This window comes from Arthrobacter vasquezii (assembly GCF_029455255.1).
GTDB classification, from domain to species: Bacteria; Actinomycetota; Actinomycetes; order Actinomycetales; family Micrococcaceae; genus Arthrobacter_D; species Arthrobacter_D parietis.
Map to the genome: position 1 here is coordinate 1 of NZ_JAROKN010000041.1, position 26,006 is coordinate 26,006.

A 26,006-nucleotide genomic window follows, 5' to 3' on the forward strand; every position below is an offset into this window, starting at 1 on the left:
TCTCCGCCACCACGGCCACGCGACGGTGCTGCGGCAGCCTGGGCTGCGAGCTCCTTGGCGGTGACGTCGCCCTTGTAGATCCATACCTTCACGCCGATGCGGCCGAAGGTGGTCTTGGCTTCGAAGAAGCCGTAGTCGATGTTCGCGCGGAGGGTGTGCAGGGGCACACGGCCTTCGCGGTAGAACTCCGAGCGGCTCATTTCCGCGCCGCCGAGGCGGCCGGAGCACTGTACGCGGATGCCCTTGGCACCGGCACGCTGTGCCGACTGCATGGCCTTCTTCATTGCGCGGCGGAAGGCCACACGTGAAGAGAGCTGCTCAGCTACGCCCTGGGCAACCAGCTGCGCCTCGATCTCGGGGTTCTTGACCTCGAGGATGTTCAGCTGAACCTGCTTGCCGGTGAGCTTCTCGAGCTCGCCGCGGATGCGATCCGCTTCGGCGCCGCGGCGGCCGATGACGATACCCGGGCGAGCCGTGTGGATATCCACACGAACGCGGTCGCGGGTGCGCTCGATCTCAACCTTGGCGATGCCGGCGCGGTCCATGCCTGTGGACATGAGCTGACGGATCTTGATGTCCTCGCGGACGAAGTCCTTGTAGCGCTGGCCCGGCTTGTTGCTGTCAGCAAACCAGTGTGACCGGTGGTCAGTGGTGATGCCGAGTCGGAACCCGTGCGGGTTTACTTTCTGTCCCACTTAGCGAGCCTCCACTTTCTCAGGGGTAGCGACTACCACAGTGACGTGGCTGGTCCGCTTCTTGATCTGAAATGCACGACCCTGAGCTCGCGGCTGGAACCGCTTCATGGTCGGGCCTTCATCAACAAACGCTTCGCTGATGATGAGGTCGCCTTCGTCGAACGCCACGCCGTCGCGGTCCGCGAGGACCCGTGCGTTGGCGATCGCCGACTGTACTACCTTGAAAACCGGCTCCGAAGCTGCCTGGGGGGCAAACTTCAGGATTGCCAGAGCCTCATTCGCTTGCTTACCACGAACAAGGTTGACGACGCGCCGGGCCTTCATAGGCGTTACGCGCAGATGACGCGCAATAGCCTTGGCTTCCATTGCTTTCCTTCTCTCGTCTTAGCCGTAGAAACAGGCGCCTTAGCGGCGCTTGCCCTTGCGGTCGTCCTTCACATGGCCGCGGAATGTCCGCGTGGGAGCGAATTCGCCGAGCTTGTGCCCGACCATCGACTCGGTGACAAACACCGGAATGTGCTTGCGCCCGTCATGCACGGCAATGGTGTGGCCGAGCATGTCCGGGATGATCATGGAACGGCGGGACCACGTCTTGATGACGTTCTTGGTGCCCTTCTCGTTCTCGCGGTCCACCTTGACGAACAGGTGCTGATCGACGAAGGGGCCTTTCTTCAGGCTGCGTGGCATGTTTCCAGGCTCCTATCGCTTGTTCTTGCCGGAACGACGGCGACGCACAATGAGCGAGTCGCTTTCTTTGTTGGGACGGCGGGTACGGCCTTCGGCCTTACCGTTCGGGTTGACCGGGTGACGTCCACCGGAGGTCTTGCCTTCACCACCACCGTGCGGGTGATCGACAGGGTTCATCGCAACACCGCGGACGGTCGGGCGAACGCCCTTCCAGCGCATGCGGCCTGCCTTGCCCCAGTTGATGTTCGACTGCTCGGCATTGCCGACCTCGCCGATGGTGGCGCGGCAGCGCACATCAACGTTGCGGATTTCACCGGACGGCAGGCGAAGCTGCGCGAAGCGGCCTTCCTTGGCAACGAGCTGGACCGATGCCCCTGCGGAACGTGCCATCTTGGCACCGCCGCCGGGACGAAGCTCAACAGCGTGAATAACAGTACCCACGGGGATGTTGCGCATCGGCAGGTTGTTGCCGGGCTTGATGTCGGCGCCGGGGCCGGCCTCAACATTGTCACCCTGCTTCAGCTTGTTCGGCGCGATGATGTAGCGCTTCGTGCCGTCGATGTAGTGCAGGAGTGCAATGCGGGCGGTGCGGTTGGGATCGTATTCGATCTCAGCGACGCGCGCGTTGACACCGTCCTTGTCATGACGACGGAAGTCGATGAGACGGTACTGACGCTTGTGTCCACCACCCTTGTGACGGGTAGTGATCTTTCCGGAGTTGTTACGGCCGCCCTTTTTGGGGAGCGGACGCACCAGGGATTTCTCCGGCGTCGACCGTGTGATTTCTGCGAAGTCGGCAACGCTCGAGCCGCGACGGCCCGGGGTTGTCGGCTTGTATTTACGGATAGCCATTTTTCAGTTCCTCGTTAAAGTGGTCTCCGCTCAGCTGAGCGGACCGCCGAAGATGTCGATCGTGCCTTCTTTGAGGGTGACAATTGCGCGCTTGGTGTCCTTGCGCTGTCCCCATCCGAAGCGGGTGCGCTTACGCTTCCCTACACGGTTGATGGTGTTGATCGAGTCGACCTTGACGGAGAAAATCTTCTCCACGGCCAGCTTGATCTCGGTCTTGTTGGAGCGTGGGTCGACCAGGAAGGTGTACTTTCCTTCGTCGATCAGGCCGTAGCTCTTCTCCGACACGACGGGTGCAATGACGACGTCGCGAGGATCCTTGGTGATGGAGCCACTCACTTGGCGTCCTCCTCAGTTGTGATGTCGGCGTCAGCGGCCTGGGCCGTACCAACAAAGGTGTCGTAGGCAGCCTTCGTGAAGATCACGTCATCCGCTACGAGTACGTCGTAGGTGTTCAGCTGATCCACGTACAGCGTGTGGACCTCAACCAGGTTGCGCACAGACAGTGCGGCCTGATCGTTTGAACGCTCGATGACAACCAGCAGGTTGGGACGCTCCGAGATGCCTCGCAGCGTTGCCATTGCGGCCTTGGTCGAGGGCTTCTCGCCGCCGGCCAGTGACTCGATGACGTGGATACGCCCGTTGCGTGCCCGGTCAGACAGGGCACCGCGCAGGGCGGCAGCCTTCATCTTCTTGGGTGTGCGCTGGCTGTAGTCACGCGGCGTGGGTCCGTGAACCACGCCACCACCGGTCATGTGTGGTGCGCGGATCGAGCCCTGGCGTGCGCGGCCGGTGCCCTTCTGCTTGAACGGCTTGCGGCCGGCTCCGCTGACCTCGGCGCGTGTCTTGGTCTTGTGCGTGCCCTGGCGGGCGGCAGCAAGCTGGGCCACGACGACCTGGTGCAGCAGCGGAACGTTGGTCTGTGCGTCGAAGATCTCGGCGGGGAGATCGACGTTCAGAGTCTTGGTAGCCATGACTTATGCTCCCTTCACGGCGGTGCGTACGAGTACGACCTGTCCGCGGGCGCCGGGGACAGCGCCCTTGATCAGCAGCAGCGACTTCTCGACGTCCACAGCGTGAACGGTGAGGTTCAGCGTGGTCTGGCGAACGGCACCCATACGGCCTGCCATTTTCATACCCTTGAAGACGCGGCTGGGGGTGGAGGCGCCACCGATCGAGCCGGGCTTGCGGTGGTTCTTGTGCGCACCGTGCGAGGCTCCAACGCCGTGGAAGCCGTGACGCTTCATGACGCCCGCGAAGCCCTTGCCCTTGGTCTTGCCGATGACGTCGACCTGCTGGCCGGCTTCGAACAGCTCAACGGAGAGTTCCTGGCCGAGCGAGTAGGAATCGACATCGGATGTACGCAGCTCAACGACGTGGCGGCGAGGCGTGACGCCTGCCTTCTCGAAGTGACCTGCGAGCGGCTTGGTGACCTTGCGCGGATCGATCTGGCCGAAGCCGATCTGGACGGCGCTGTAGCCGTCAGCGGCGGCGGTGCGCAGCTGCGTGATGACGTTGGAGTCAGCCTGCAGGACCGTCACCGGTACGAGGAGGTTGTTTTCATCCCAGACCTGGGTCATGCCGAGCTTGGTAGCCAGCAGTCCCTTGACCTGGCGCGTAAGCGAAGTAGACATAGTTATCTTCTCTCCCTTACAGCTTGATCTCGATGTTCACGTCCGCGGGAAGGTCGAGGCGCATGAGCGAGTCGACGGCCTTGGGCGTGGGGTCAATGATGTCGATCAGACGCTTGTGCGTGCGCATTTCAAAGTGCTCGCGGCTGTCCTTGTACTTGTGCGGCGACCGGATAACGCAGTAAACGTTCTTTTCCGTGGGCAGCGGCACGGGGCCTACTACCGTTGCGCCTGCGCGCGTCACCGTCTCAACGATCTTCCGAGCTGAAACGTCAATGACCTCGTGGTCATACGACTTCAGCCGGATGCGGATCTTTTGTCCCGCCATGGCGTCTCGACTCTCTCTCTTCATGTAGAGCGCCACCGTGCGGTGACGTTCCTGGCTACGTACAGTGCGCCTGTTGTTATGGCGCTCCTCCAGCAGGCTGAATCCGGATACTTCCGGGTTCCTCACCCTGCCGAGGCTCCGACCCCCGCGCTCGGGCGTGTCGCGTGTCTTCTGCAAAAGAATGCGAAGAATCCCGCATAGAACCGAGCTTGTCGATTGGGGTGGGTTATATTTGGGCCAGCTTCCGCGGCGGATGCGACCCTGCGCCAGGCATTATCCTGACCGGGACTACAGCTCAAACCGCGCGCACAGGCGCTTGAACAACTCATTTAGTCTGCCAGATTATGCAGCACATTGCGAATCCGGCCCTGTGTCAGCTTGCCCACACGCCGTCCGGGTGCTAGCGGGAACGCACCCCCTCGCGTCTCAGGGCAAGCTTGGCCAACCGCTCCAGGTCCGCTGGGTCACCTTCACGCCAGGCGCGGACCGGGTCAACGGACACCTTCTGAAGCTGGGAGGGCTTCGCAAGGACCAGGGCCCGCAGCGCAAGGAGCTCCATCCCCCCGGCCTCGCGGCTCAAACGCCGCGTCCGTGTTGACCGTACAACGAACTGCACCCGGGGAACCAGCCAGAGCGGAAGGAGGACCAGGACCGGGAGCAGGAAGATAGCCCACCCCACGACGGCCGCGGCCTGCGCAACCGAGTTCTGCTGGTCCTGGCCGGCATTAATGAAAAATGCGCCGGCTTCCGCAGCGCTCAGGAAAGGCGCGCTTGCCTGGTCCCCGATGAGGGGCACTCCCCCGATGCGCTCCGCAGCATCACTCATCGACGAGTGGAAACCGATCCCGGCATCTTCCATGCCGCGCCCGAACACAGCGAGTCCCGAGACAGCTTCGAAAGTCGCGCGCGAGAAAAGCCAGGCGACGACGACGACAGCTATGGCACATAGATCGGTGAGGACCTGCCAGCCGCGCTGCAGGGGGACGCTTGAGTAAATTTGCACCGGATAACTCTACGGCAGAAAGACGAAAGGCCCCGCTGCGTAACGCAGCGGGGCCTTTCCAGGTAGTTCAGGAACTACTTGTTGATCTTGGTAACGCGACCTGATCCAACGGTGCGGCCGCCTTCGCGGATAGCGAAGCCGAGGCCTTCTTCCATGGCGATGGGCTGGATGAGCGCAACGGTCATCTCAGTGTTGTCGCCAGGCATGACCATCTCGGTGCCCTCGGGGAGGGTGATAACACCGGTGACGTCAGTGGTACGGAAGTAGAACTGCGGGCGGTAGTTGGAGTAGAACGGGTTGTGACGACCGCCCTCGTCCTTGGCCAGGATGTAGACGTTGGCCTCGAAATCGGTGTGCGGGGTGATCGAACCCGGCTTGACGATAACCTGGCCACGCTCTACGTCTTCGCGCTTGATACCGCGAAGCAGCAGACCACAGTTCTCGCCGGCCCAGGCCTCGTCGAGCTGCTTGTGGAACATCTCGATACCGGTAACCGTGGTCTTCTGGACCGGACGGATTCCGACGATCTCGATTTCCGAGTTGATCTTCAGGGTTCCACGCTCGGCGCGACCCGTGACAACGGTTCCACGACCGGTGATGGTGAAAACATCCTCAACCGGCATCAGGAACGGCTTGTCCTTGTCGCGGACGGGGTCCGGAACGCTGTTGTCCACAGCATCCATCAGGTCCTCGACGGACTTGACCCACTCGGGGTCCCCTTCGAGAGCCTTCAGGCCGGAAACGCGCACTACAGGTGCATCGTCGCCGTCGAAGCCCTGCGCACTGAGCAGCTCGCGAACTTCCATCTCCACGAGGTCGAGCAGTTCCTCATCCTCGACCATGTCGGACTTGTTCAGCGCGACCAGCAGGTAGGGAACACCAACCTGGCGGGCAAGCAGAACGTGCTCGCGGGTCTGGGCCATCGGGCCGTCGGTCGCAGCAACCACAAGGATTGCTCCGTCCATCTGCGCGGCACCGGTGATCATGTTCTTGATGTAGTCAGCGTGGCCGGGAGCGTCTACGTGTGCATAGTGGCGCTTCTCGGTCTGGTACTCAACATGCGAGATGTTGATGGTGATGCCGCGCTGCTTCTCCTCGGGAGCCGAGTCGATGGACGCGAAGTCCCGTGCCTCGTTGAGGTTGGGGTACTTGTCATACAGCACCTTGGAAATGGCAGCCGTCAACGTGGTCTTTCCATGGTCAACGTGACCAATGGTGCCGATGTTAACGTGCGGCTTAGTCCGCTCGAACTTTGCCTTCGCCACGGGTTCCTCCTAGAACGTTTTTAGAAGACTTACTCCCCAGCCACGCTTTTCGCGGCTGAAACTCATGCAAGTCTACTGGGGGCTTTTATTTTGGTGAAATTACTGTCCGGACGAGCCGGGATTACTCTCCGCGAGTCTTCTGGATGATCTCGTCGGCTACTGCCTTCGGGACCTCCGAGTAGCTGTCGAACTGCATTGAGTAGACAGCGCGGCCCTGGGTCTTCGAACGCAGGTCGCCGATGTACCCGAACATGCCGGACAGCGGCACATGCGCCTTGATGACCTTGACACCGCTTGCGTCCTCCATGGACTGCATCTGGCCGCGGCGGGAGTTGAGGTCGCCGATCACATCACCCATGTATTCCTCAGGCGTGCGGACTTCCACCTCCATCAGCGGTTCGAGCAGCACGGGCTTTGCCATGCGGGCAGCTTCCTTGAACGCCATGCGACCGGCGATCTTGAAGGCCATTTCGGAGGAGTCAACATCATGGTATGCGCCGTCAAGCAGCGTTGCCTTGATACCGACCACCGGGTAGCCAGCCAGGATGCCGTCGTTGAGCGCGTCCTGGATGCCGGCATCGACACTCGGGATGTACTCGCGCGGAACGCGGCCACCGGTGACCTTGTTCTCGAAGGCATACATCTCGCCCTCGGACGTGTCCATCGGCTCGATCCTGATCTGGATCTTCGCGAACTGTCCCGATCCACCCGTCTGCTTCTTGTGGGTGTAATCATGCTTCTGCACAGTGCCGCGAATGGTTTCACGGTACGCGACCTGCGGCTTGCCGACATTGGCCTCGACCTTGAACTCACGGCGCATACGGTCCACCAGGATGTCCAGGTGAAGCTCGCCCATGCCGGCGATGATGGTCTGGCCAGTGTCCTCGTTGAGGGACACCTGGAAGGTGGGATCCTCAGCCGAAAGCTTCTGGATAGCAGTGGAAAGCTTCTCCTGGTCGCCCTTGGTCTTCGGCTCGATCGCAACCGAGATGACCGGCTCCGGGAAGCTCATCGACTCGAGGACGATCTGGTTGGCCGAATCAGACAGGGTGTCACCGGTAGTGGTGTCCTTCAGTCCGATTGCCGCGTAGATGTGACCAGCGAAGGCTTCGTCAACCGGAATTTCCTTGTTGGCGTGCATCTGGAACAGCTTTCCGATGCGCTCCTTCTTACCCTTGGTCGAGTTCACAACCTGCGTGCCGGCCGTGACATGCCCGGAGTACACCCGGACGAACGTCAGCTGACCGAAGAACGGGTGGGTTGCAACCTTGAATGCCAGCGCCGAGAAGGGTTCCTCGGTGCTCGGCTGGCGCGTCAGCGCGGTCTCCTCGTCGCGGGGATCGTGCCCGACCATGGGAGGCACATCCAGCGGGGAAGGCAGGTAGTCGATGACGGCGTCGAGCATCGGCTGAACTCCGCGGTTCTTGAAGGCAGAGCCGCACAGTACCGGGTAGATCTCCGAGTTGATGGTCAACTTACGGATACCGGCCTTCAGCTCCTCGATGGTGGGCTCTTCGCCCTCGAGGTACTTGTTCATCAGCTCATCGGAAGACTCAGCAACGGCCTCGACCAGGGCTGCGCGGTATTCCTCAGCCTTGGCCTGGAGGTCAGCCGGGATCTCCTGGATCTCATACTTGGCGCCCATGGTCACGTCACCCTTGGAGTCACCGGGCCAGACAAGTGCACGCATGTACAGCAGGTCGACAACGCCGATGAAGTCATTCTCGGCGCCGATCGGCAGCTGCATGACGAGCGGCTTCGCGCCCAGGCGGCTGATGATGGTGTCCACGGTGAAGTAGAAGTCAGCGCCCAGCTTGTCCATCTTGTTGACGAAGCAGATGCGGGGCACTTCATACTTGTCCGCCTGGCGCCAGACGGTTTCGGACTGGGGCTCTACGCCCTCCTTGCCGTCGAACACAGCGACTGCGCCGTCGAGGACGCGCAGGGAGCGCTCAACCTCAACGGTGAAGTCGACGTGACCGGGGGTGTCAATGATGTTGATCTGGTTCTGTTCCCAGAAGCAGGTCACCGCGGCACTGGTGATGGTGATGCCGCGCTCTTTTTCCTGTTCCATCCAGTCGGTCGTTGAAGCGCCGTCGTGCGTTTCGCCGATCTTGTGGTTGACACCCGTGTAGAACAGGATGCGCTCGGTAGTAGTGGTCTTGCCGGCATCAATGTGGGCCATGATGCCGATATTGCGGACCTTGTTGAGGTCGGTAAGCACGTCCTGTGCCACGGTGTCTCCCTTATCTAAGGTGGAGTTCTGCTGGACCGCCGGTCCCCCGCACCGCCGAAGCGGTAGGAAAGACCGGCAGCGCGATTACCAGCGGTAGTGAGCGAAGGCCTTGTTGGACTCGGCCATCTTGTGCGTGTCTTCGCGGCGCTTCACAGCGGCACCCAGACCGTTTGAAGCGTCGAGGATCTCGTTCTGGAGACGCTCGGTCATGGTCTTCTCGCGGCGGGCCTTCGAGTAGCCAACCAGCCAGCGGAGGGCCAGTGCGGTGGAACGGCCCGGCTTGACCTCCACGGGAACCTGGTACGTGGCTCCACCGACACGGCGGGAGCGAACCTCAAGGCTTGGCTTGACGTTCTCCATGGCCTTCTTGAGAGCTGCCACGGGATCGCCGCCGGACTTGGCACGGGCACCTTCGAGTGCGCCGTAGACGATGCGCTCGGCGGTGGACTTCTTGCCGTCAACGAGCACCTTGTTGATCAACTGCGTGACCAGGGGGGATCCGTAAACGGGATCTACAACGAGCGGCCGCTTGGGGGCCGGGCCCTTACGAGGCATATTACTTCTTCTCCATCTTTGCGCCGTAGCGGCTGCGAGCCTGCTTGCGGTTCTTCACGCCCTGGGTATCCAGTGCGCCACGGACAATCTTGTAACGCACACCGGGGAGGTCCTTCACACGACCGCCGCGCACGAGCACGATGGAGTGCTCCTGGAGGTTGTGGCCGACACCCGGGATGTAGGCGGTTACTTCGATGCCGCCGTTGAGGCGAACACGTGCGACCTTCCGCAGAGCCGAGTTCGGCTTCTTCGGGGTGGTGGTGTAGACACGGGTGCAGACACCGCGCTTCATGGGGCTGCCCTGCAGTGCGGGCGCCTTGGTCTTGGAGACCTTAGGTGACCGGCCCTTACGGACCAGCTGGTTAATGGTAGGCACTTCTCAGTTCTCCGTATGTTGTCTCGAGATCAGATCTCTGCTGACTCCGCATCGCACCGCCGGCGCGCGGCCGGTTGGCGAATCAGAGCTTGTCAGTCGTTTGGCGTGCCTACGCGAGATAAGAGTAAAACGACCGTAGGCGTGCAAAAATGTGGCATTCGTTGTACAAGTTCCCTACAACACGGAGATACGTCGAAGACTCAAGCCGAAGACGCCGATCCACTGCCACACAAACAATTCCCAACAAGTCTAACAGATTGGGCGTCGTGACTGGAACGGCATGGTAAAGGGGCCCGGACTGCAGTGGAATCTGCTGTCCGGGCCCCTTCACTCACTCAGGAAGGAAACGTCTCCTAGCGGAAGTCGCTCGATCCCATGTCATAGTCATCCAGCGGGATGGCATGGAACTCAGGGCTGAGTCCGCCGTCGACACCTGCATAGTCAAAGTCGCTGAACGCGCTCGGACCGGTGAACAGGTTGGCCTTGGCTTCCTCGGTGGGCTCGACCGTGATCTTCGTGTAGCGGTCCAGGCCGGTGCCGGCCGGGATGAGCTTCCCGATGATCACGTTCTCCTTCAGGCCGAGCAGCGGATCACTCTTGCCTTCCATGGCGGCCTGCGTGAGGACACGCGTGGTCTCCTGGAAGGAAGCGGCTGACAGCCAGGACTCCGTGGCGAGGGAGGCCTTGGTGATACCCATGAGCTCGGGCCTGCCTGAAGCAGGCTTCTTGCCCTCGGACACCACGCGGCGGTTCTCGTTCTCGAACCGGCGACGCTCGGCCAGCTCACCCGGGAGCAGGTCCGAGTCCCCGGACTCGATGACCGTGACGCGCCGCAGCATCTGCCGGACGATGACTTCCACGTGCTTGTCGTGGATGCCGACGCCCTGGCTGCGGTACACGCGCTGAACCTCGTCCACCAGGAATTCCTGTGCCTTGCGCGGGCCGAGGATGCGGAGAATCTGCTTGGGATCAACCGCACCGAAGACCAGCTGCTGGCCAACCTCGACGTGATCGCCGTCGGCTACCAGTAGGCGTGCACGCCGCAGTACCGGGTAGGCGATCTCTTCGGAGCCGTCGTCCGGAGTGACCACGAGGCGCAACTGCTTCTCTGCGTCCTCGATGGTGACCCGTCCGGCGACCTCGGAGATCGGCGCGACACCCTTGGGCGTACGCGCTTCGAAGAGCTCCTGGATACGGGGCAGACCCTGGGTGATGTCTTCCGCCGATGCAACACCACCGGTGTGGAAGGTACGCATGGTCAACTGCGTGCCCGGCTCACCGATGGACTGCGCAGCGATGATGCCGACTGCTTCACCGATGTCCACGGTCTTGCCGGTGGCTAGCGAACGGCCGTAGCACAGTGCGCAGGTACCGACACTGGACTCACACGTCAGTACCGAGCGGACCTTGATGTCCGTCACTCCAGCCGCAAACAGCTTGCCGATCAGCACGTCGCCGACGTCGGAGGCAGCAGGAGCCAACACCTCGCCCTTGGAATCAACGACGTCGGTGGCCAGCGTGCGTGCGTAAGCCGAGTTCTCGACTTCCTCATGCAGGACGAGCTCGCCGTCGTGATTCGGTACAGCGATGGTGACATTCAGACCGCGCTCGGTACCGCAATCGTCCTCGCGGACGATGACGTCCTGGGACACGTCCACGAGACGACGGGTCAGGTAACCAGAGTTCGCGGTACGCAGAGCGGTATCGGCGAGACCCTTACGGGCACCGTGCGTGGCGATGAAGTACTCCAGAACCGACAGGCCCTCACGGTAGGAGGACTTGATCGGACGCGGGATGATCTCACCCTTGGGGTTTGCCACCAGGCCACGGATACCGGCGATCTGACGAACCTGCAGCCAGTTACCACGGGCGCCGGAAGACACCATGCGGTTGATGGTGTTGTCCTTCGGCATTGCACCGCGCATGGACTCGGCTACCTCGTTGGTTGCCTTGTTCCAGATGTCGATCAGTTCCTGACGGCGTTCCTCATCAGCGATGAGGCCCTTGTCGAACTGCGACTGCACCTTGGCTGCCTGCGTCTCGTAGCCCTCCATGATTCCGGCCTTGTTGATCGGCGCGGAGATGTCGGAGATGGCCACGGTCACGCCTGAACGGGTTGCCCAGTAGAAACCGGCGTCCTTCAGGTTGTCCAGCGTTGCCGCGGTGACGACCTTCGGGTAGCGCTCGGCGAGATCGTTCACGATCGTGGAGAGCTCACCCTTGTCAGCGACCTTGTCCACCCAGGGGTAATCCTCAGGCAAAGTGTCGTTGAACAGGACCTGGCCGAGCGAGGTTTCGATCAGCGCCGGAGTGCCTTCTTCCCAGCCTTCGGGGGCTGTGGTGTCAGGACCCGGAATGAAGTGCGGAACACGAATCTTCACGACCGAGTTCAGGTGCAGCTCGCCGGAGTCGAAGGCCATGATCGCCTCAGCCGGGCTGGAGAAGATACGTCCCTCCCCTGCCGAACCCTCACGCTTGGTGGTCAGGTGGTGCAGACCGATGATCATGTCCTGCGAAGGAAGGGTCACCGGACGGCCGTCCGAAGGCTTCAGGATGTTGTTCGAGGACAGCATCAGGATGCGTGCCTCAGCCTGGGCCTCCGGGCTCAGCGGCAGGTGCACTGCCATCTGGTCGCCGTCGAAGTCAGCGTTGAACGCGCCACAGACCAGCGGGTGAAGCTGAAGGGCCTTGCCTTCAACCAGCTGCGGCTCGAACGCCTGGATGCCGAGACGGTGCAGGGTAGGCGCACGGTTCAGCAGCACGGGGTGCTCGGTGATGATCTCTTCAAGGACATCCCAGACCTGCGGGCGGTAACGCTCAACCATGCGCTTCGCGCTCTTGATGTTCTGAGCGTGGTTGAGGTCAACCAGACGCTTCATCACGAACGGCTTGAAGAGCTCCAGAGCCATCTGCTTGGGCAGACCACACTGGTGCAGCTTCAGCTGCGGACCAACGACGATGACCGAACGGCCCGAGTAGTCGACGCGCTTGCCAAGGAGGTTCTGGCGGAAGCGGCCCTGCTTGCCCTTGAGCATGTCAGAGAGCGACTTCAGCGGGCGGTTGCCCGGCCCGGTGACCGGACGTCCGCGACGACCGTTGTCGAACAGGGAATCAACAGCTTCCTGGAGCATGCGCTTTTCGTTGTTCACGATGATCTCGGGTGCGCCGAGATCGAGCAGGCGCTTCAGGCGGTTGTTGCGGTTGATCACGCGACGGTACAGGTCGTTCAGGTCGGAGGTCGCGAAGCGGCCACCGTCCAGCTGAACCATCGGGCGCAGTTCCGGCGGGATCACCGGTACGGCATCGAGCACCATGCCCAGCGGGCTGTTGGTGGTGGTCAGGAACGCGTTGACAACCTTCAGGCGCTTCAGGGCGCGGGTCTTGCGCTGGCCCTTGCCATTCTGGATGATGTCGCGGAGCAGCGCGGCCTCAGCCTGCATGTCGAAGTTCTCGAGGCGCTTCTTGATAGCCTCGGCTCCCATGGAGCCCTCGAAGTACAGACCGTAGCGGTCGCGGAGCTCACGGTAGAGGCCCTCGTCACCTTCGAGGTCTGCAACCTTGAGGGTCTTGAAGCGGTCCCAGACCTGCTCGAGGCGCTCGATCTCAGCATCCGCACGCTTGCGGAGGTTCGCCATCTGGCGGTCCGCCGAGTCACGTGCCTTCTTCTTGTCCGCAGCCTTGGCGCCTTCACCCTCAAGACGGGCAAGCTCGTCCTCGAGGTCGCGGGCGATGGCAGCGATGTCGGAGTCCCGCTGGTCGACGAGCTGCTTCTTCTCGAGGTCGTGTTCGGCCTGGAGGTTAGGCAGTTCGGCGTGACGGTTCTCCTCGTCCACCGAGGTGATCATGTAGGCGGCGAAATAGATGACCTTTTCCAGGTCTTTCGGTGCCAAATCAAGGAGGTAGCCAAGACGCGACGGAACGCCCTTGAAGTACCAGATGTGTGTCACGGGAGCGGCCAGCTCGATGTGGCCCATGCGCTCACGGCGCACCTTGGCACGGGTGACCTCAACGCCACACCGCTCACAGATGATTCCCTTGAAACGCACGCGCTTGTACTTGCCGCAGTAGCATTCCCAGTCACGCGATGGGCCGAAGATCTTCTCGCAGAAGAGTCCGTCCTTCTCAGGCTTGAGGGTGCGGTAGTTGATGGTTTCCGGCTTCTTGACTTCGCCGTACGACCAACCGCGGATCTCTTCCGCGGTGGCCAGGCCGATTCGCATGTGGCCGAATGAGGATTCGCTGGACATATGGTCCCTGTCTCTCTTTATTCTCTAAATTCACAAAGTCTTATGGGTGCGGGGCGAGGAGGGGTGCACCGAACCGGCGTTCAATCGAACGCCGGCTCGGCGCTGTGAAAGCTAAACCTCTTCGACGGAACTCGGCTCGGCCCGTGAGAGGTCGATGCCCAGCTCTTCCGCGGCCCGGAAGACTTCTTCATCCGAGTCACGCATCTCGATCGTGGTGCCGTCCGTGGAAAGTACTTCCACGTTCAGGCACAGCGACTGCATTTCCTTGATCAGAACCTTGAAGGATTCCGGAACACCCGGCTCGGGGATGTTCTCGCCCTTGACGATTGCCTCGTACACCTTGACGCGTCCGTGGATGTCATCAGACTTGATGGTCAGGAGTTCCTGCAGCGTGTAAGCCGCACCGTAAGCCTCGAGGGCCCACACTTCCATCTCACCGAAGCGCTGGCCGCCGAACTGCGCCTTACCACCCAGCGGCTGCTGCGTGATCATCGAGTACGGGCCGGTGGACCGGGCGTGAATCTTGTCATCCACCAGGTGGTGGAGCTTCAGGATGTACATGTAGCCAACGGAGATCGGATCCGGGAACGGCTCGCCGGAGCGGCCGTCGAACATGCGTGCCTTGCCGGACTCGCCGATGAGGCGGTGTCCGTCGCGGGTGACGTTCGTGGAACCAAGAAGACCGACGATCTCGTCCTCGGTAGCGCCGTCGAACACTGGTGTTGCGACGGTGGTGGTGTCAATCTCCCGGGGAAGGTTCGGAAGGTTCTTGAGCCACTCGGGCTCGCCCTCGATCTTCCAGCCCTGCTTGGCAGCCCATCCAAGGTGGATCTCGAGGACCTGGCCGACGTTCATACGGCCCGGAACACCCAGCGGGTTCAGGACGATATCGACAGGGGTTCCGTCCTCGAGGAACGGCATGTCCTCGATCGGCAGGATCTTGGAGATGACGCCCTTGTTGCCGTGACGGCCGGCCAGCTTGTCGCCGTCCGTGATCTTGCGCTTCTGGGCAACGTAGACGCGCACCAGCTGGTTGACGCCCGGGGGCAGCTCGTCGTCATTGTCGCGGTCGAAGATGCGGACACCGATGACCGTGCCGGATTCCCCGTGGGGAACCTTCAGCGATGTGTCGCGGACCTCGCGGCTCTTCTCGCCGAAGATGGCACGCAGCAGGCGCTCTTCCGGGGTCAGTTCCGTTTCACCCTTGGGGGTAACACGGCCAACCAGGATGTCGCCGGCCTCGACCTCCGCACCGATGTGGATGATGCCGCGCTCATCGAGCGCGCCAAGCACCTCTTCGGAGACGTTCGGGATGTCGCGGGTGATTTCCTCGGCACCAAGCTTGGTGTCGCGGGCGTCAACCTCGTGCTCCTCGATGTGGATCGAGGTCAGGACATCGTCGGAGACGATGCGCTGGGACAGGATGATCGCGTCCTCGAAGTTGTGGCCTTCCCAGGACATGAACGCAACGAGCATGTTCTTGCCGAGCGCGAGCTCGCCCTGGTCCGTGGAGGGACCGTCCGCGATGATCGTGTTGTACTCGACGCGGTCGCCCTCGCCAACCAGCACACGCTGGTTGTAGGCGTTGCCCTGGTTGGAGCGCGCGAACTTCATGATCGGGTAGTTGGTCTCGGTGCCGTCATCATTCAGGACGGTCACCAGATCAGCCGATACCTCTGACACCACACCAGCTTTGTTGGCCGTTACGGCGTCACCGGCGTCAACGGCGGCGTTCCGCTCCATACCGGTGCCCACGAGGGGCCGCTCGGAACGGAGCAGGGGCACGGCCTGACGCTGCATGTTCGCACCCATGAGGGCGCGGTTGGCGTCGTCGTGCTCCAGGAACGGGATCATCGCGGTTGCGACGGACACCATCTGGCGCGGGGAGACATCCATGTACTCAACGTCGGCGGCTTCGACGAGAACGGGCTCGCCTGAACCACCACGGGTACGCACGAGGACCATGTCCTCTTCGAACTTGTTGTTCGAATCGAGCGGCGCGTTTGCCTGGGCAATCAGCCGCTCAACCTCGTCGTCTGCCGTGAGGTAGTCGATCTGGTCGGTGACGACGCCGTTCTCAACCTTGCGGTACGGGGTCTCGATGAAACCGAAGGTGTTGATCCGGCCGTAGGATGCCAGCGAGCCGATCAGGCCGATGTTCGGGCCTTCAGGAGTTTCGATCGGGCACATGCGGCCGTAGTGGGACGGGTGAACGTCACGGACCTCCATGCCGGCGCGGTCACGGGAGAGACCACCCGGGCCCAGCGCGGACAGGCGGCGCTTGTGCGTCAGTCCGGCGAGCGGGTTGTTCTGGTCCATGAACTGCGATAGCTGGGAAGTTCCGAAGAATTCCTTGATCGCAGCGACAACCGGGCGGATGTTGATCAGGGTCTGCGGCGTGATCGCCTCGACGTCCTGGGTGGTCATCCGCTCGCGGACAACGCGCTCCATACGGGACAGGCCGGTGCGGACCTGGTTCTCGATGAGCTCACCGACGGCGCGGATGCGGCGGTTGCCGAAGTGGTCGATGTCATCGACCTCAACGCGCAGCTCCACGTCTTCGCCGTCACGCTTGCCCGTCAGGGTGGTTTCCCCGGCGTGTAGTGCAACCAGGAACTTGATCATCGCGACGATGTCATCGATGTTCAGGACCGAGGCGTCAGAATCACCGAGGTTCTTGTCGATGCCGAGTTTGCGGTTGATCTTGTACCGGCCAACCTTCGCCAGGTCATAGCGCTTGGAGTTGAAGTACAGGTTATCCAGCAGCGTCTTGGCAGCCTCGACCGTGGGCGGCTCTCCCGGGCGGAGCTTGCGGTAGATATCCAGCAAGGCGTCTTCCTGGGTCTCCGTAGCGTCCTTCTCGAGGGTGGCGCGGATGGAGTCATACTCGCCGAATGTCTCGAGGATCTGGCCTTCAGTCCAGCCAAGGGCCTTGAGGAGCACGGTGACCGACTGCTTGCGCTTGCGGTCAAGGCGTACGCCAACCTGATCGCGCTTGTCGATCTCGAGCTCGAACCAGGCACCACGAGACGGGATGATCTTCGCGCTGAAGATGTCCTTGTCACTGGTCTTGTCCGCAGCGCGCTCAAAGTATGCGCCGGGAGAACGAACGAGCTGGGAGACAACGACACGCTCGGTACCGTTGATGACGAACGTACCCTTCTCCGTCATCAGCGGGAAGTCGCCCATGAACACGGTCTGCTGCTTGATCTCGCCCGTGTTGTTGTTCATAAACTCGGCCTTGACGTACAGCGGGGCCGCGTAGGTTGCGTCGCGGTCCTTGCACTCAGCCATGGTGTACTTCGGATCAGCGAATTCAGGCTCCGAGAAGCTCAGGGACATGGTGCCCTGGAAGTCCTCGATCGGAGAAATCTCTTCGAAGATGTCAGCGAGGCCGGAAGTGGTGGCCACACCCTGGAGGCCCTGCTTCAGCGCTTCTTCAACTCGCGCCTTCCAGCGCTCGTTGCCTACCAGCCAGTCAAAGCTGTCTGTCTGCAGGGCGAGAAGATTGGGAACGTCCAGCGGTTCGTGAATCTTTGCGAATGATAGCCGGGGTGCGGCGCCGTCGGCGTCGACCTGGCTGGTAGCGGTTGCATTAAGTGAGGTGCTCGGGGCGACCAAGAGGGATCCTTCCACAGACCAACAGGCGTGTTCTTACGATCACTCCCTGCACCGGTTAGGTGCCAACCTAACGCCCGCATTCGCTCATCGGATACAGCCCAGAGGGAAGCCAATGAGGGCAACCCGACTTTTCCGTTAAATGACGAATGCGTGGCAAAGCCCACCGCTATATGAAGGCTGAGGTTATGAGGGAAGACGCAAATATCTACTGTACGTCAGGGTAGCGACAATGTCCAACCGGATGTGGTATACGGGTTCGACGGCAATCGATCGCAGCAAGATGGTTTCAGTGAATGGTCATTAGCTGAAAAGCGACGGTGTGGCGGTAATCTTGAAGAAGGACGCGCCGGCAGCACCATGCGCCGTGCAATTCGATGACGAAAGCGAGCGGAACCTCCCATGAACAGTCCCGAGCAGAACCCCCAGGATGTTGTCATCGTAGGCGGTGCACGCACTCCGCAGGGCCGCCTCAATGGACAGCTGGCAGCCTTCACCGCAGTCGAGCTTGGCGCCTTCGCCGTTGCCGGTGCGCTGGAACGGTCCGGAGTGTCGGCCGCAGATGTGGACGCCGTCATCCTGGGGCACGTTGTGCAGGCCGGTTGTGGCCAGAACCCGGCACGGCAGACCTCCATCAAGGCCGGCATCGGCTGGGATGTTCCTACCGTGACGGTCAACAAGGTCTGCCTTTCCGGCCTCACCGCGGTGATTGACGCTGCACGGCTGATCCGCAGCGGAGAGGCGAGCGTCGTCGTCGCCGGCGGACAGGAATCCATGACGCATGGTCCGCACCTGCTTCCGGGTGCCCGCCAGGGTTGGACCTACGGCACAATGCCCGCAGTCGATTCCGTTGCGCACGACGGCCTCACCGACGCTTTCGACTCCGAATCGATGGGCGCGTCGACCGAACGCGGCAACACGGGCCTGGGTATCGACCGGACAGCACAGGACGAGGTCGCAGCATCCTCACACCTGCGTGCCGCGGCAGCAACAGAGTCCGGAGTGTTCAAGGACGAGATTGTTCCCGTGCACGTTCCGCAGCGCAAGGGCGATGACCTGGTTGTCTCCGCGGACGAGGGGTTGCGGCCCAACACCACCGTCGAAACCCTCGCCGGATTGAAGCCCGCCTTCGCGAAGGATGGCACCATCACCGCGGGGAACTCCTCCCCACTGTCCGACGGCGCGGCCGCCCTGGTACTGACCAGCCGGGAGAATGCGGAAGCCAACGGCTGGGAGATCCTTGCCGTTGTAGGGCGCCCCGGCCAGGTGGCGGGACCGGATAATTCCCTGCACTCCCAGCCGTCCAAGGCCATTGAGCAGGCTCTCGACCGCGCTGGGTGGAGTACCGCTGACCTCGATTTTGTCGAGATCAACGAAGCTTTCGGTTCGGTTGCCTGCCAATCCCTCAAGGACCTCGACCTGCCGCTGGACAAATGCAATATCCACGGCGGTGCGATCGCGCTCGGCCACCCTATTGGCGCATCAGGGGCACGGCTCGCCCTCCATGCGGCACTGGAACTGCAGCGCAGAGGCAGCGGAAAAGCCGCGGTATCCCTCTGCGGCGGCGGCGGCCAGGGCGAGGCGCTCCTGCTGTACCGCGACTGACACCCGGCGTGCCCTGCGGTGGCCCGCAGACCATCAGGCCGCAGACACAAAACAGCCCCGGAACCAGATGGTTCCGGGGCTGTTTTAGAAGGTTCGAAGAACCTACTTGAGGGTGACGGTAGCGCCGGCGGCCTCGAGGGCCTCCTTGGCCTTCTCTGCCGTTTCCTTGTTGGCGCCTTCGAGAACAGCCTTCGGTGCACTGTCTACAACGTCCTTGGCCTCTTTCAGGCCGAGGGAGGTGAGGGCGCGAACTTCCTTGATAACCGCGATCTTCTTGTCGCCGGCAGCTTCGAGGATGACGTCGAAGGAATCCTTCTCTTCCTCAGCAGCTTCGCCTGCGCCGCCGCCGCCGGGGCCTGCAACTGCAACTGCAGCAGCGGTGACGTCGAAGGTCTCCTCGAACAGCTTGACGAAGTCCGAGAGTTCGATGATGGACAGTTCCTTGAAGGCTTCAATGAGCTCTTCGTTGGTGAGCTTTGCCATGGCTAAAGCATCCTTCCTGATGTGGTGCGCGCGGCACCGGAGTGTGGTGGGTGAGAATTACTTCTCTTCGGGGGCAGCTGCTTCTTCGGCAGCCTCGGCAGGAGCGGCATCCGCGGCTGCGGGTGCCTCCTCTGCCGCGGGAGCTTCGGCGGTTGCCGCAGGTGCAGCGTCCCCGTTCTCCTCCAACTTGATGCGCAGGGCATCGACGGTGCGGGCAAGTGCGGACATGGGTGCCTTGAGGACACCTGCCACACGGGCCAGCTGGAACTCACGCGACTCAAGAGCAGCAAGAGCGACTACCGCCGTAGCGTCGAGGGCCTTGCCCTCGAAGTAACCGGTCTTGATGACGAGCTGTGGGTTGGTCTTCGCGAAATCCGTCAGGCTCTTTGCCGCAGCAACGGCGTCACCCTTGATGAAAGCGATTGCAGTGGGTCCGGCAAGCTGGCCTTCGAACGCGTCGATGCCGGCTTCCTTGGCTGCAATGCCAGTCAGGGTGTTCTTGACGACAGCGTATTTGGTCTCGGCGCCGAGTGAACGGCGCAGTTCCTTAAGCTGTGCAACGGAGAGCCCACGGTATTCGGTTAGGACAGCAGCGGTGGATTCCTTGAAATCAGTGGTGATCTCATCCACGGCCGAAACCTTTGTTGGCGTTGCCATAACCCTCCTTCCGGGGAATTGGTGCCGGTGATCGGCCCAATAAAAACGCCCCGCGCAGATGCACGGGGCTTGACCACTCAGAGCTTGTTACTCTCCGGAAGGTTTAGCTTCGTTCACCTGCGCTGGCCGCCCTTACGGGAACTTTCAGATGCACACAAGAAGCTGAACGAATTCAGGCAGGTGTTCATCGACCGACGGTCTTTGGTACTTCAACCTTACGGGACAGGGGCGGAGCGGCCAAATTGGCCGCCCTACCCCTTCATCCCGCGGACTCCAGCTTCTTCTGCCAGGCGGCGGTATATCCCTCAGGTGTGAATCCAAGCTCAATATTGACGTCAAGCATGTGCCGGTTCTCCTCGGCATTCCACGTGTAGACCTGCCGCGTTTCCGGCCAGACGTCGGGAACGGCAAGCAGGTTCGCCGCCTTGAGCCACATCCCCAGCCGGTGACCGCGGTGGGCGGAAACCACCAGGGTGTCCTCCTGATACGCCGTTCCAGGCTTCTCCGCGCGCCTTTCGAGGATGGTATGACCGACCAGGTGTCCGCTCGGCCTATGTAGAACGGCCCGAACGAGACTGCTGCCGCCCTCACGTTCAAGGCGGCCCTCATTCTCACGCACGCGACCTCCATCCCACACCTCTTCTTCCCAGTCCAGTTCCCCCATCGGGACGTCGGTGCTCATGGTCTTCCGCAAGTGTGCGTACTCCTCGAGGAGCTCATCGGGGCAGCGGTCCACCCAGTCCACTACGGCATAATCCGGACCTGCGATTTTGGCGGCATCAGCGGTAAGCGCTGTGAGCCGGCAGGAGTTCCAATTCACCGGAAGCACGCTGCACCGGTCCACCTGCGCGAGGGAGAATCCGCGTGCGGTGGCGAAACAGGCAGCGAGCGACGTCGACGGGAAGGCGCCTGCCCCTGTTGCCGGAGTGAGTACCCTGGCCGGATCGAAACCGGCCCGGTGGTCCGTCCACCCCATGATCGTGGAGCGACCGCGCCGCTGCGCATGGTCCTCGACAGCGGCGTAGAGGGCTGAGCCGAAGCCCAGCCTGCGACGCTCAGGATGGACGATGACGAACGCGTAGCAGGTTTGAAGATTGTCCGTGAGCGGTACGTCCACGACGGCCTTGCCCACCACCCGCTCCCCCTCAAAAGCAAGGAAGATGGCCCGCTCCTCGTAATGATTCGGTTTAGAGCTCTCGAACCGCGTCTGTGCCGTATGGCAGTGATCGTCATTGCCCCACACCTCACGTTCAATGAGGTTGCTGAGCTCCGAGGCGGCAATGAACGGTTGGGCCTCGGGTACATCCAGGGACTCCGGCAGCACGTACGGCCGAACACTCACGTCGGTAATGGTCATGGTGAGAATTCTCGCTTTGTGATTGGGGAATGTCAATCACTTTCTTGACTGCAATGGATCCCCGCTGGGAACACGCACGAAAAAGGCGGGTGCAGCAATAGCCGCACCCGCCTCAACACATCGAATCCCTAGGCGTCTGCCAGGACCTTGGTGACGTTCGGGTCAACCGAGATGCTCGGTCCGAAGGTGGTGGTGACCGTTGCCTTCTGGATGTAGCGGCCCTTGGAAGCTGACGGCTTCAGGCGGAGCACTTCTTCCAGCGCAATCGCGTAATTCTCGGCCAGCTTGCGCTCGTCGAAGGAGACCTTACCGATGATGAAGTGGAGATTGGAGTGCTTGTCGACGCGGAAGTCGATCTTTCCACCCTTGATGTCGGTGACAGCCTTGGTGACGTCGGGGGTGACGGTACCGGTCTTCGGGTTGGGCATGAGGTTACGGGGACCCAACACCTTACCGAGGCGGCCAACCTTGCCCATGAGGTCAGGGGTGGCAACTGCTGCGTCGAAATCGACCCAACCGCCGGCTACCTTCTCGATCATGTCGTCTGACCCGACGAAATCGGCTCCGGCAGCAATTGCCGCCTCAGCCTTGTCACCTGTTGCGAAGACCAGGACGCGCTTGGTCTTGCCGGTGCCGTGAGGCAGGTTAACGGTGCCGCGCACCATCTGGTCTGCCTTACGGGGATCAACGCCGAGGCGGAAAGCCACCTCTACCGTTGCGTCGAATGATGAAGGATTGGTTTCCTTCGCCAGGGCTACTGCCTCTACCGGCGCGTACTGCTTGTTCGCGTCGATCTTGGCGGCAGCTGCCTCATATGCTTTGCTGCGCTTTGCCATCTGCTCTTTCTCCTTATGCAGTTGTGGTCTACGGACCGCGCTGGGCCCTGCCACAGACATCCTGTGCCCGTATGGCACGGTGTCATTCTTTGATCTATCAGTGGTTGTCGATGTTAGTCGACGGAGATGCCCATCGACCGGGCGGTACCGGCGATGATCTTGGCTGCTGCCTGGACATCATTGGCGTTGAGGTCTTCCATCTTCATGGTGGCGATTTCCTCAACCTGCGCCCGGCTCAGCTTGGCAACCTTGACGGTGTGCGGCGTAGCCGAACCCTTCTGCACGCCTGCTGCCTTCTTGATCAGCTCGGCGGCCGGCGGGGTCTTGGTGACGAAGGTGAACGAGCGATCCTCGTACACCGTGATTTCAACGGGAATAACGTTCCCGCGCTGGGATTCTGTTGCGGCGTTGTACGCCTTGCAGAACTCCATGATGTTGACACCGTGCTGGCCAAGTGCCGGACCGATCGGAGGAGCCGGGTTGGCGGCGCCTGCGTTGATCTGCAGCTTGATGAGGCCGGTGACCTTCTTCTTGGGGGCCATGAAAGGGTCCTTTTCTTACATTTCGTTCCTCGGGACAGGAGCGTCCCGGGGATGGTGACCGCCATGGCGTGGCGGCCGGCCGTCCTGACGGGTCAAAGCGGACCCGTCGAAGACGAAACTTACTGGATCTTGGTTACCTGGTTGAACGAGAGGGTAACCGGGGTCTCGCGCTCGAAGATGGAAACCAGCACAACGAGCTGCTGGGATTCCGGCTTGATCTCGGAGATGGTGGCCGGAAGAGTCTCGAAGGGACCCTCGTTGACGGTGACGGACTCGCCGACCTCGAAATTGACCATGGCTGGTGTGACCTGTGCGCGCGCCGGCTTACCTGCCTCGCCGCCACTCTTCACGATGGTGTGCTCCAGCATCGAGAAAACCTCATTGAGGCTCAACGGCACGGGATCATGCGCGTTACCGACGAACCCTGTGACGCCGGGGGTGTGCCGAACCGCGCCCCACGACTCATCCGTGAGGTCCATGCGTACCAGCACGTAGCCCGGGATACGGACGCGGTTCACGATCTTGCGCGTGGTGTTTTTGATCTCCACGACTTCTTCCATGGGCACCTGGATCTCGAAAATGAAATCCTCCATGTCCAGGGTCTGGATACGGGTTTCCAGGTTCGCCTTTACGCGGTTCTCATAACCGGCGTAGGAGTGGATCACGTACCAGTCGCCGTCCTGGCGACGAAGCTTCGACTTGAACTCGGCAACCGGGTCCACTTCGGGTTCCGGAGCCTCCTCAGCAGAGTCCGCCTCAACCGAGGTTTCTTCGCTGGTAGCGGCGTCATCACTGGCAGAGGAGTCATCGCTGGGAGCGGAGTCATCGCTAGCAGCGGCGTCGTCACTGTCCGCGGGCGCAGCGGTATCAGCAGGGGCGTCTTCCGCACCTGCTGCTGTTACCTGATCCTCGGTACCCAGATCTTCCTCGTCGGTTGTGATCTTTCGTTCGAGTTCTTGCTCGGACACCTAGCTGCCTGCTTTCTGGATTGCTGTGCTTGCTCGATACTGCCTCTTGAGGGCAGAAACTAGCTGCCGCCGAAGACCCACACCGCACCGGCGCCGAACAACAAGTCCAAACCGGTGACGATGAGCATCATGATGATCACGAACACCAGGACGGTGATAGTGAACCGGATCAGTTCCTTGCGGGTGGGGACAACCACCTTGCGCAGTTCGGCGATGACCTGACGTACAAACAGGATGATCCGACCGAAGAATCCACGCTTCGGACTCTCCTTGCCGGCGGGGTTTCCCTTGGAGCTGCTTTCAGCCGTATCGGTCACCTTCAACCTCACCAATCCTGTAGGTACCTGAGCTGGCCGCACTGACCCATCACTCATAGAGCGTTCAACGCCGCACTGCCGCATGCTGTCCATGACGGTGATGCGCAGGGCAGACAGGACTCGAACCTGCAACCTGCGGTTTTGGAGACCGCTGCGCTACCAATTGCGCCACTACCCTTTGGAGTGAAGATTCGCTGCTGCCCCTACCCTCAGCAATACCGCTGCGCAGGCACGGACCATCATGGCGACTTCAACACCGAGGAACTAGTCTACGCAATCACGGACCCAACGTCGAACCGGACGAACCACGCGCGCTCGAACGCCTCCTGCCCCGTCATCCAGTGCGTCGCGACAGGCTGTGTTCAGCGGGTAAGCCCTAAGCTGAGACAAGGCTTACACCCGAGCCTGACCTCATCTCCAAGACCAACCCACCTCAACTGACGGGAAGACCATGACTGCCGCTGATGCCCTGTCCCAGCACTCCAACGGACGCGTGTCCCAGCGAATCGGCGCGATCGCAGAGTCAGCGACGCTGGCCGTCGACGCCAGGGCCAAAGCGCTGAAGGCGGCAGGACGGCCTGTAATAGGCTTCGGCGCCGGCGAGCCGGACTTCCCCACACCGGATTACATCGTGAATGCCGCAGTCGACGCAGCTCGTCAGCCCCGGTTCCACCGCTACTCCCCCGCAGGAGGGCTGCCGGAACTCAAGCAGGCTGTTGCCGAGAAGACCCTGCGTGATTCCGGTTATGAGGTGGACCCGGCCCAGGTTCTGGTGACCAACGGCGGCAAACAGGCAGTCTACGAGTCGTTCGCCACGCTGCTGGATCCGGGCGACGAGGTGCTGGTCCCGACCCCGTACTGGACCACCTACCCGGAGGCCATCCGGCTGGCCGGAGGAGTCCCGGTCGAGGTTTTTGCCGGCCCGGAGCAGTCCTACCTGGTATCCATCGACCAACTCGAGGCCGCACGGACGCCGCGCACCAAGATCCTGCTCTTCGTTTCCCCCTCCAACCCCACCGGCTCGGTGTACTCCCCGGAACAGGTTCGCGAAATCGGTGAGTGGGCGGCCGGTCACGGCCTGTGGGTAGTCACGGACGAGATCTACGAACACCTCACCTACGACGACGTCCCGTTCACCTCCATTGCGACAGCCGCACCCTCGCTGGGCGACCGCGTGGTGATCCTGAACGGCGTGGCCAAGACCTATGCAATGACGGGCTGGCGCGTAGGTTGGATGATCGGCCCGAAGGACGTGGTGAAGGCAGCAACCAACCTGCAGTCACACGCAACGTCGAACGTGGCCAATGTGTCACAGATGGCGGCTCTCGCAGCTGTGTCCGGACCACTGACCGCGGTGGAGGAGATGAAGAAGTCCTTCGACCGCCGTCGTCGTGCCATGGTTTCCGGGCTGAACGAGATTGACGGTATCCAGTGCCCCACACCGCACGGCGCGTTTTACGCGTATGCGGATGTCCGCGAACTCCTCGGCAGGGAGCTTGCCGGTGCACGGCCGGCGACGTCGGCGGAACTGGCTGCCCTGATCCTCGACACCGTCGAGGTAGCGGTGGTTCCCGGTGAAGCTTTTGGACCGAGCGGATATCTTCGACTTTCCTACGCGCTTGGCGACGAAGACCTCGCGACCGGCGTCGGCCGCCTCCAGGAGTTCCTCGGTTCAGCGCGCTGACTTGCGCGCTTGGCGCTGCGGCGGCCGCCGCGGGCCCTGGTGACCTGCGCTTCATCCGGCGGCCACC

General features: G+C 61.8%; 24 protein-coding genes and 1 tRNA gene. 2 read left to right on the forward strand and 23 right to left on the reverse strand.

The window, feature by feature from the left end; genetic code table 11:
- From rpsC to rpoB, 15 genes are all read right to left on the reverse strand, one after another.
- Positions 1-695, reverse strand: a 695-nt coding sequence (rpsC, locus tag P4U43_RS13175) for a 30S ribosomal protein S3 (RefSeq protein ID WP_277359143.1), incomplete at its 3' end; no start/stop codon positions are given.
- Positions 696-1,061 carry a 50S ribosomal protein L22 gene (rplV, locus tag P4U43_RS13180; protein WP_056544018.1) on the reverse strand — a complete coding sequence of 122 codons (366 nt, stop codon included), beginning with the start codon at positions 1,059-1,061 and terminating at the stop codon, positions 696-698. It lies immediately after the preceding gene.
- Between the two features lie 39 nt (positions 1,062-1,100).
- Positions 1,101-1,382, reverse strand: a complete 282-nt coding sequence (gene rpsS / locus P4U43_RS13185; protein WP_011692805.1) for a 30S ribosomal protein S19 — start codon at positions 1,380-1,382, stop codon at positions 1,101-1,103.
- A 12-nt stretch (positions 1,383-1,394) separates the two neighbouring features.
- A complete protein-coding gene (gene rplB / locus P4U43_RS13190; RefSeq protein ID WP_056544015.1) occupies positions 1,395-2,234 on the reverse strand; it encodes a 50S ribosomal protein L2 in 840 nt (279 codons plus the stop codon).
- A gap of 30 nt (positions 2,235-2,264) precedes the next feature.
- A complete protein-coding gene (rplW, locus tag P4U43_RS13195; RefSeq protein ID WP_056544012.1) occupies positions 2,265-2,570 on the reverse strand; it encodes a 50S ribosomal protein L23 in 306 nt (101 codons plus the stop codon).
- The gene (gene rplD, locus P4U43_RS13200; RefSeq protein WP_277359144.1) at positions 2,567-3,205 is read right to left on the reverse strand and encodes a 50S ribosomal protein L4; all 639 of its coding nucleotides are present in this window, start codon (positions 3,203-3,205) and stop codon (positions 2,567-2,569) included. Before rplD ends, rplW begins: the two co-directional genes overlap by 4 nt.
- Positions 3,206-3,208: 3 nt before the next feature.
- On the reverse strand, positions 3,209-3,865 hold the full coding sequence (rplC, locus tag P4U43_RS13205) for a 50S ribosomal protein L3 (protein ID WP_056544007.1): 657 nt from the start codon (positions 3,863-3,865) through the stop codon (positions 3,209-3,211).
- A gap of 16 nt (positions 3,866-3,881) precedes the next feature.
- A complete protein-coding gene (gene rpsJ / locus P4U43_RS13210) occupies positions 3,882-4,190 on the reverse strand; it encodes a 30S ribosomal protein S10 (protein WP_003803825.1) in 309 nt (102 codons plus the stop codon).
- A 400-nt stretch (positions 4,191-4,590) separates the two neighbouring features.
- Entirely contained in the window at positions 4,591-5,193 is a 603-nt protein-coding gene (locus tag P4U43_RS13215; protein ID WP_277359145.1) for a hypothetical protein, read from the reverse strand.
- 74 nt (positions 5,194-5,267) lie between these two features.
- Positions 5,268-6,458 (reverse strand): elongation factor Tu, encoded by a 1,191-nt coding sequence (tuf, locus tag P4U43_RS13220; RefSeq protein WP_056544003.1) that lies wholly within the window; start codon positions 6,456-6,458, stop codon positions 5,268-5,270.
- 121 nt (positions 6,459-6,579) lie between these two features.
- On the reverse strand, positions 6,580-8,694 hold the full coding sequence (fusA, locus tag P4U43_RS13225) for an elongation factor G (RefSeq protein ID WP_056543999.1): 2,115 nt from the start codon (positions 8,692-8,694) through the stop codon (positions 6,580-6,582).
- Positions 8,695-8,778: 84 nt separating this feature from the next.
- Positions 8,779-9,249 (reverse strand): 30S ribosomal protein S7, encoded by a 471-nt coding sequence (rpsG, locus tag P4U43_RS13230; protein WP_056543994.1) that lies wholly within the window; start codon positions 9,247-9,249, stop codon positions 8,779-8,781.
- 1 nt (position 9,250) lies between these two features.
- The gene (gene rpsL / locus P4U43_RS13235; protein WP_026531947.1) at positions 9,251-9,625 is read right to left on the reverse strand and encodes a 30S ribosomal protein S12; all 375 of its coding nucleotides are present in this window, start codon (positions 9,623-9,625) and stop codon (positions 9,251-9,253) included.
- A gap of 353 nt (positions 9,626-9,978) precedes the next feature.
- Positions 9,979-13,872 (reverse strand): DNA-directed RNA polymerase subunit beta', encoded by a 3,894-nt coding sequence (locus tag P4U43_RS13240; RefSeq protein WP_277359146.1) that lies wholly within the window; start codon positions 13,870-13,872, stop codon positions 9,979-9,981.
- A 111-nt stretch (positions 13,873-13,983) separates the two neighbouring features.
- Positions 13,984-17,493: a DNA-directed RNA polymerase subunit beta gene (gene rpoB, locus P4U43_RS13245; protein ID WP_056543988.1), complete on the reverse strand. Its 3,510-nt coding sequence runs from the start codon at positions 17,491-17,493 to the stop codon at positions 13,984-13,986.
- 399 nt (positions 17,494-17,892) lie between these two features.
- Here rpoB and P4U43_RS13250 point away from each other — a divergent pair, with 399 nt between their 5' ends.
- A complete protein-coding gene (locus P4U43_RS13250) occupies positions 17,893-19,095 on the forward strand; it encodes an acetyl-CoA C-acetyltransferase (protein ID WP_277359147.1) in 1,203 nt (400 codons plus the stop codon).
- Between the two features lie 102 nt (positions 19,096-19,197).
- Here the strand turns inward: P4U43_RS13250 and rplL are convergent, their stop codons facing one another.
- From rplL to P4U43_RS13290, 8 genes are all read right to left on the reverse strand, one after another.
- On the reverse strand, positions 19,198-19,578 hold the full coding sequence (gene rplL / locus P4U43_RS13255; protein WP_056543982.1) for a 50S ribosomal protein L7/L12: 381 nt from the start codon (positions 19,576-19,578) through the stop codon (positions 19,198-19,200).
- A gap of 57 nt (positions 19,579-19,635) precedes the next feature.
- Complete coding sequence (gene rplJ / locus P4U43_RS13260) at positions 19,636-20,235, reverse strand: 50S ribosomal protein L10 (RefSeq protein ID WP_056543979.1); 600 nt, start codon at positions 20,233-20,235, stop codon at positions 19,636-19,638.
- Between the two features lie 259 nt (positions 20,236-20,494).
- Positions 20,495-21,592, reverse strand: a complete 1,098-nt coding sequence (locus P4U43_RS13265) for a GNAT family N-acetyltransferase (RefSeq protein ID WP_277359148.1) — start codon at positions 21,590-21,592, stop codon at positions 20,495-20,497.
- Between the two features lie 128 nt (positions 21,593-21,720).
- The gene (gene rplA / locus P4U43_RS13270) at positions 21,721-22,428 is read right to left on the reverse strand and encodes a 50S ribosomal protein L1 (protein ID WP_056543973.1); all 708 of its coding nucleotides are present in this window, start codon (positions 22,426-22,428) and stop codon (positions 21,721-21,723) included.
- A gap of 113 nt (positions 22,429-22,541) precedes the next feature.
- Positions 22,542-22,970, reverse strand: coding sequence for a 50S ribosomal protein L11 (rplK, locus tag P4U43_RS13275; RefSeq protein WP_056543970.1), 429 nt, complete (start codon positions 22,968-22,970; stop codon positions 22,542-22,544).
- Between the two features lie 119 nt (positions 22,971-23,089).
- Positions 23,090-23,938: a transcription termination/antitermination protein NusG gene (nusG, locus tag P4U43_RS13280; RefSeq protein WP_277359149.1), complete on the reverse strand. Its 849-nt coding sequence runs from the start codon at positions 23,936-23,938 to the stop codon at positions 23,090-23,092.
- Positions 23,939-23,997: 59 nt separating this feature from the next.
- A complete protein-coding gene (secE, locus tag P4U43_RS13285; RefSeq protein ID WP_235563106.1) occupies positions 23,998-24,255 on the reverse strand; it encodes a preprotein translocase subunit SecE in 258 nt (85 codons plus the stop codon).
- A gap of 105 nt (positions 24,256-24,360) precedes the next feature.
- Positions 24,361-24,433, reverse strand: a tRNA-Trp gene (locus P4U43_RS13290).
- A 273-nt stretch (positions 24,434-24,706) separates the two neighbouring features.
- Here P4U43_RS13290 and P4U43_RS13295 point away from each other — a divergent pair.
- The gene (locus P4U43_RS13295; RefSeq protein ID WP_277359150.1) at positions 24,707-25,939 is read left to right on the forward strand and encodes a pyridoxal phosphate-dependent aminotransferase; all 1,233 of its coding nucleotides are present in this window, start codon (positions 24,707-24,709) and stop codon (positions 25,937-25,939) included.
- Positions 25,940-26,006: the final 67 nt, after the last annotated feature.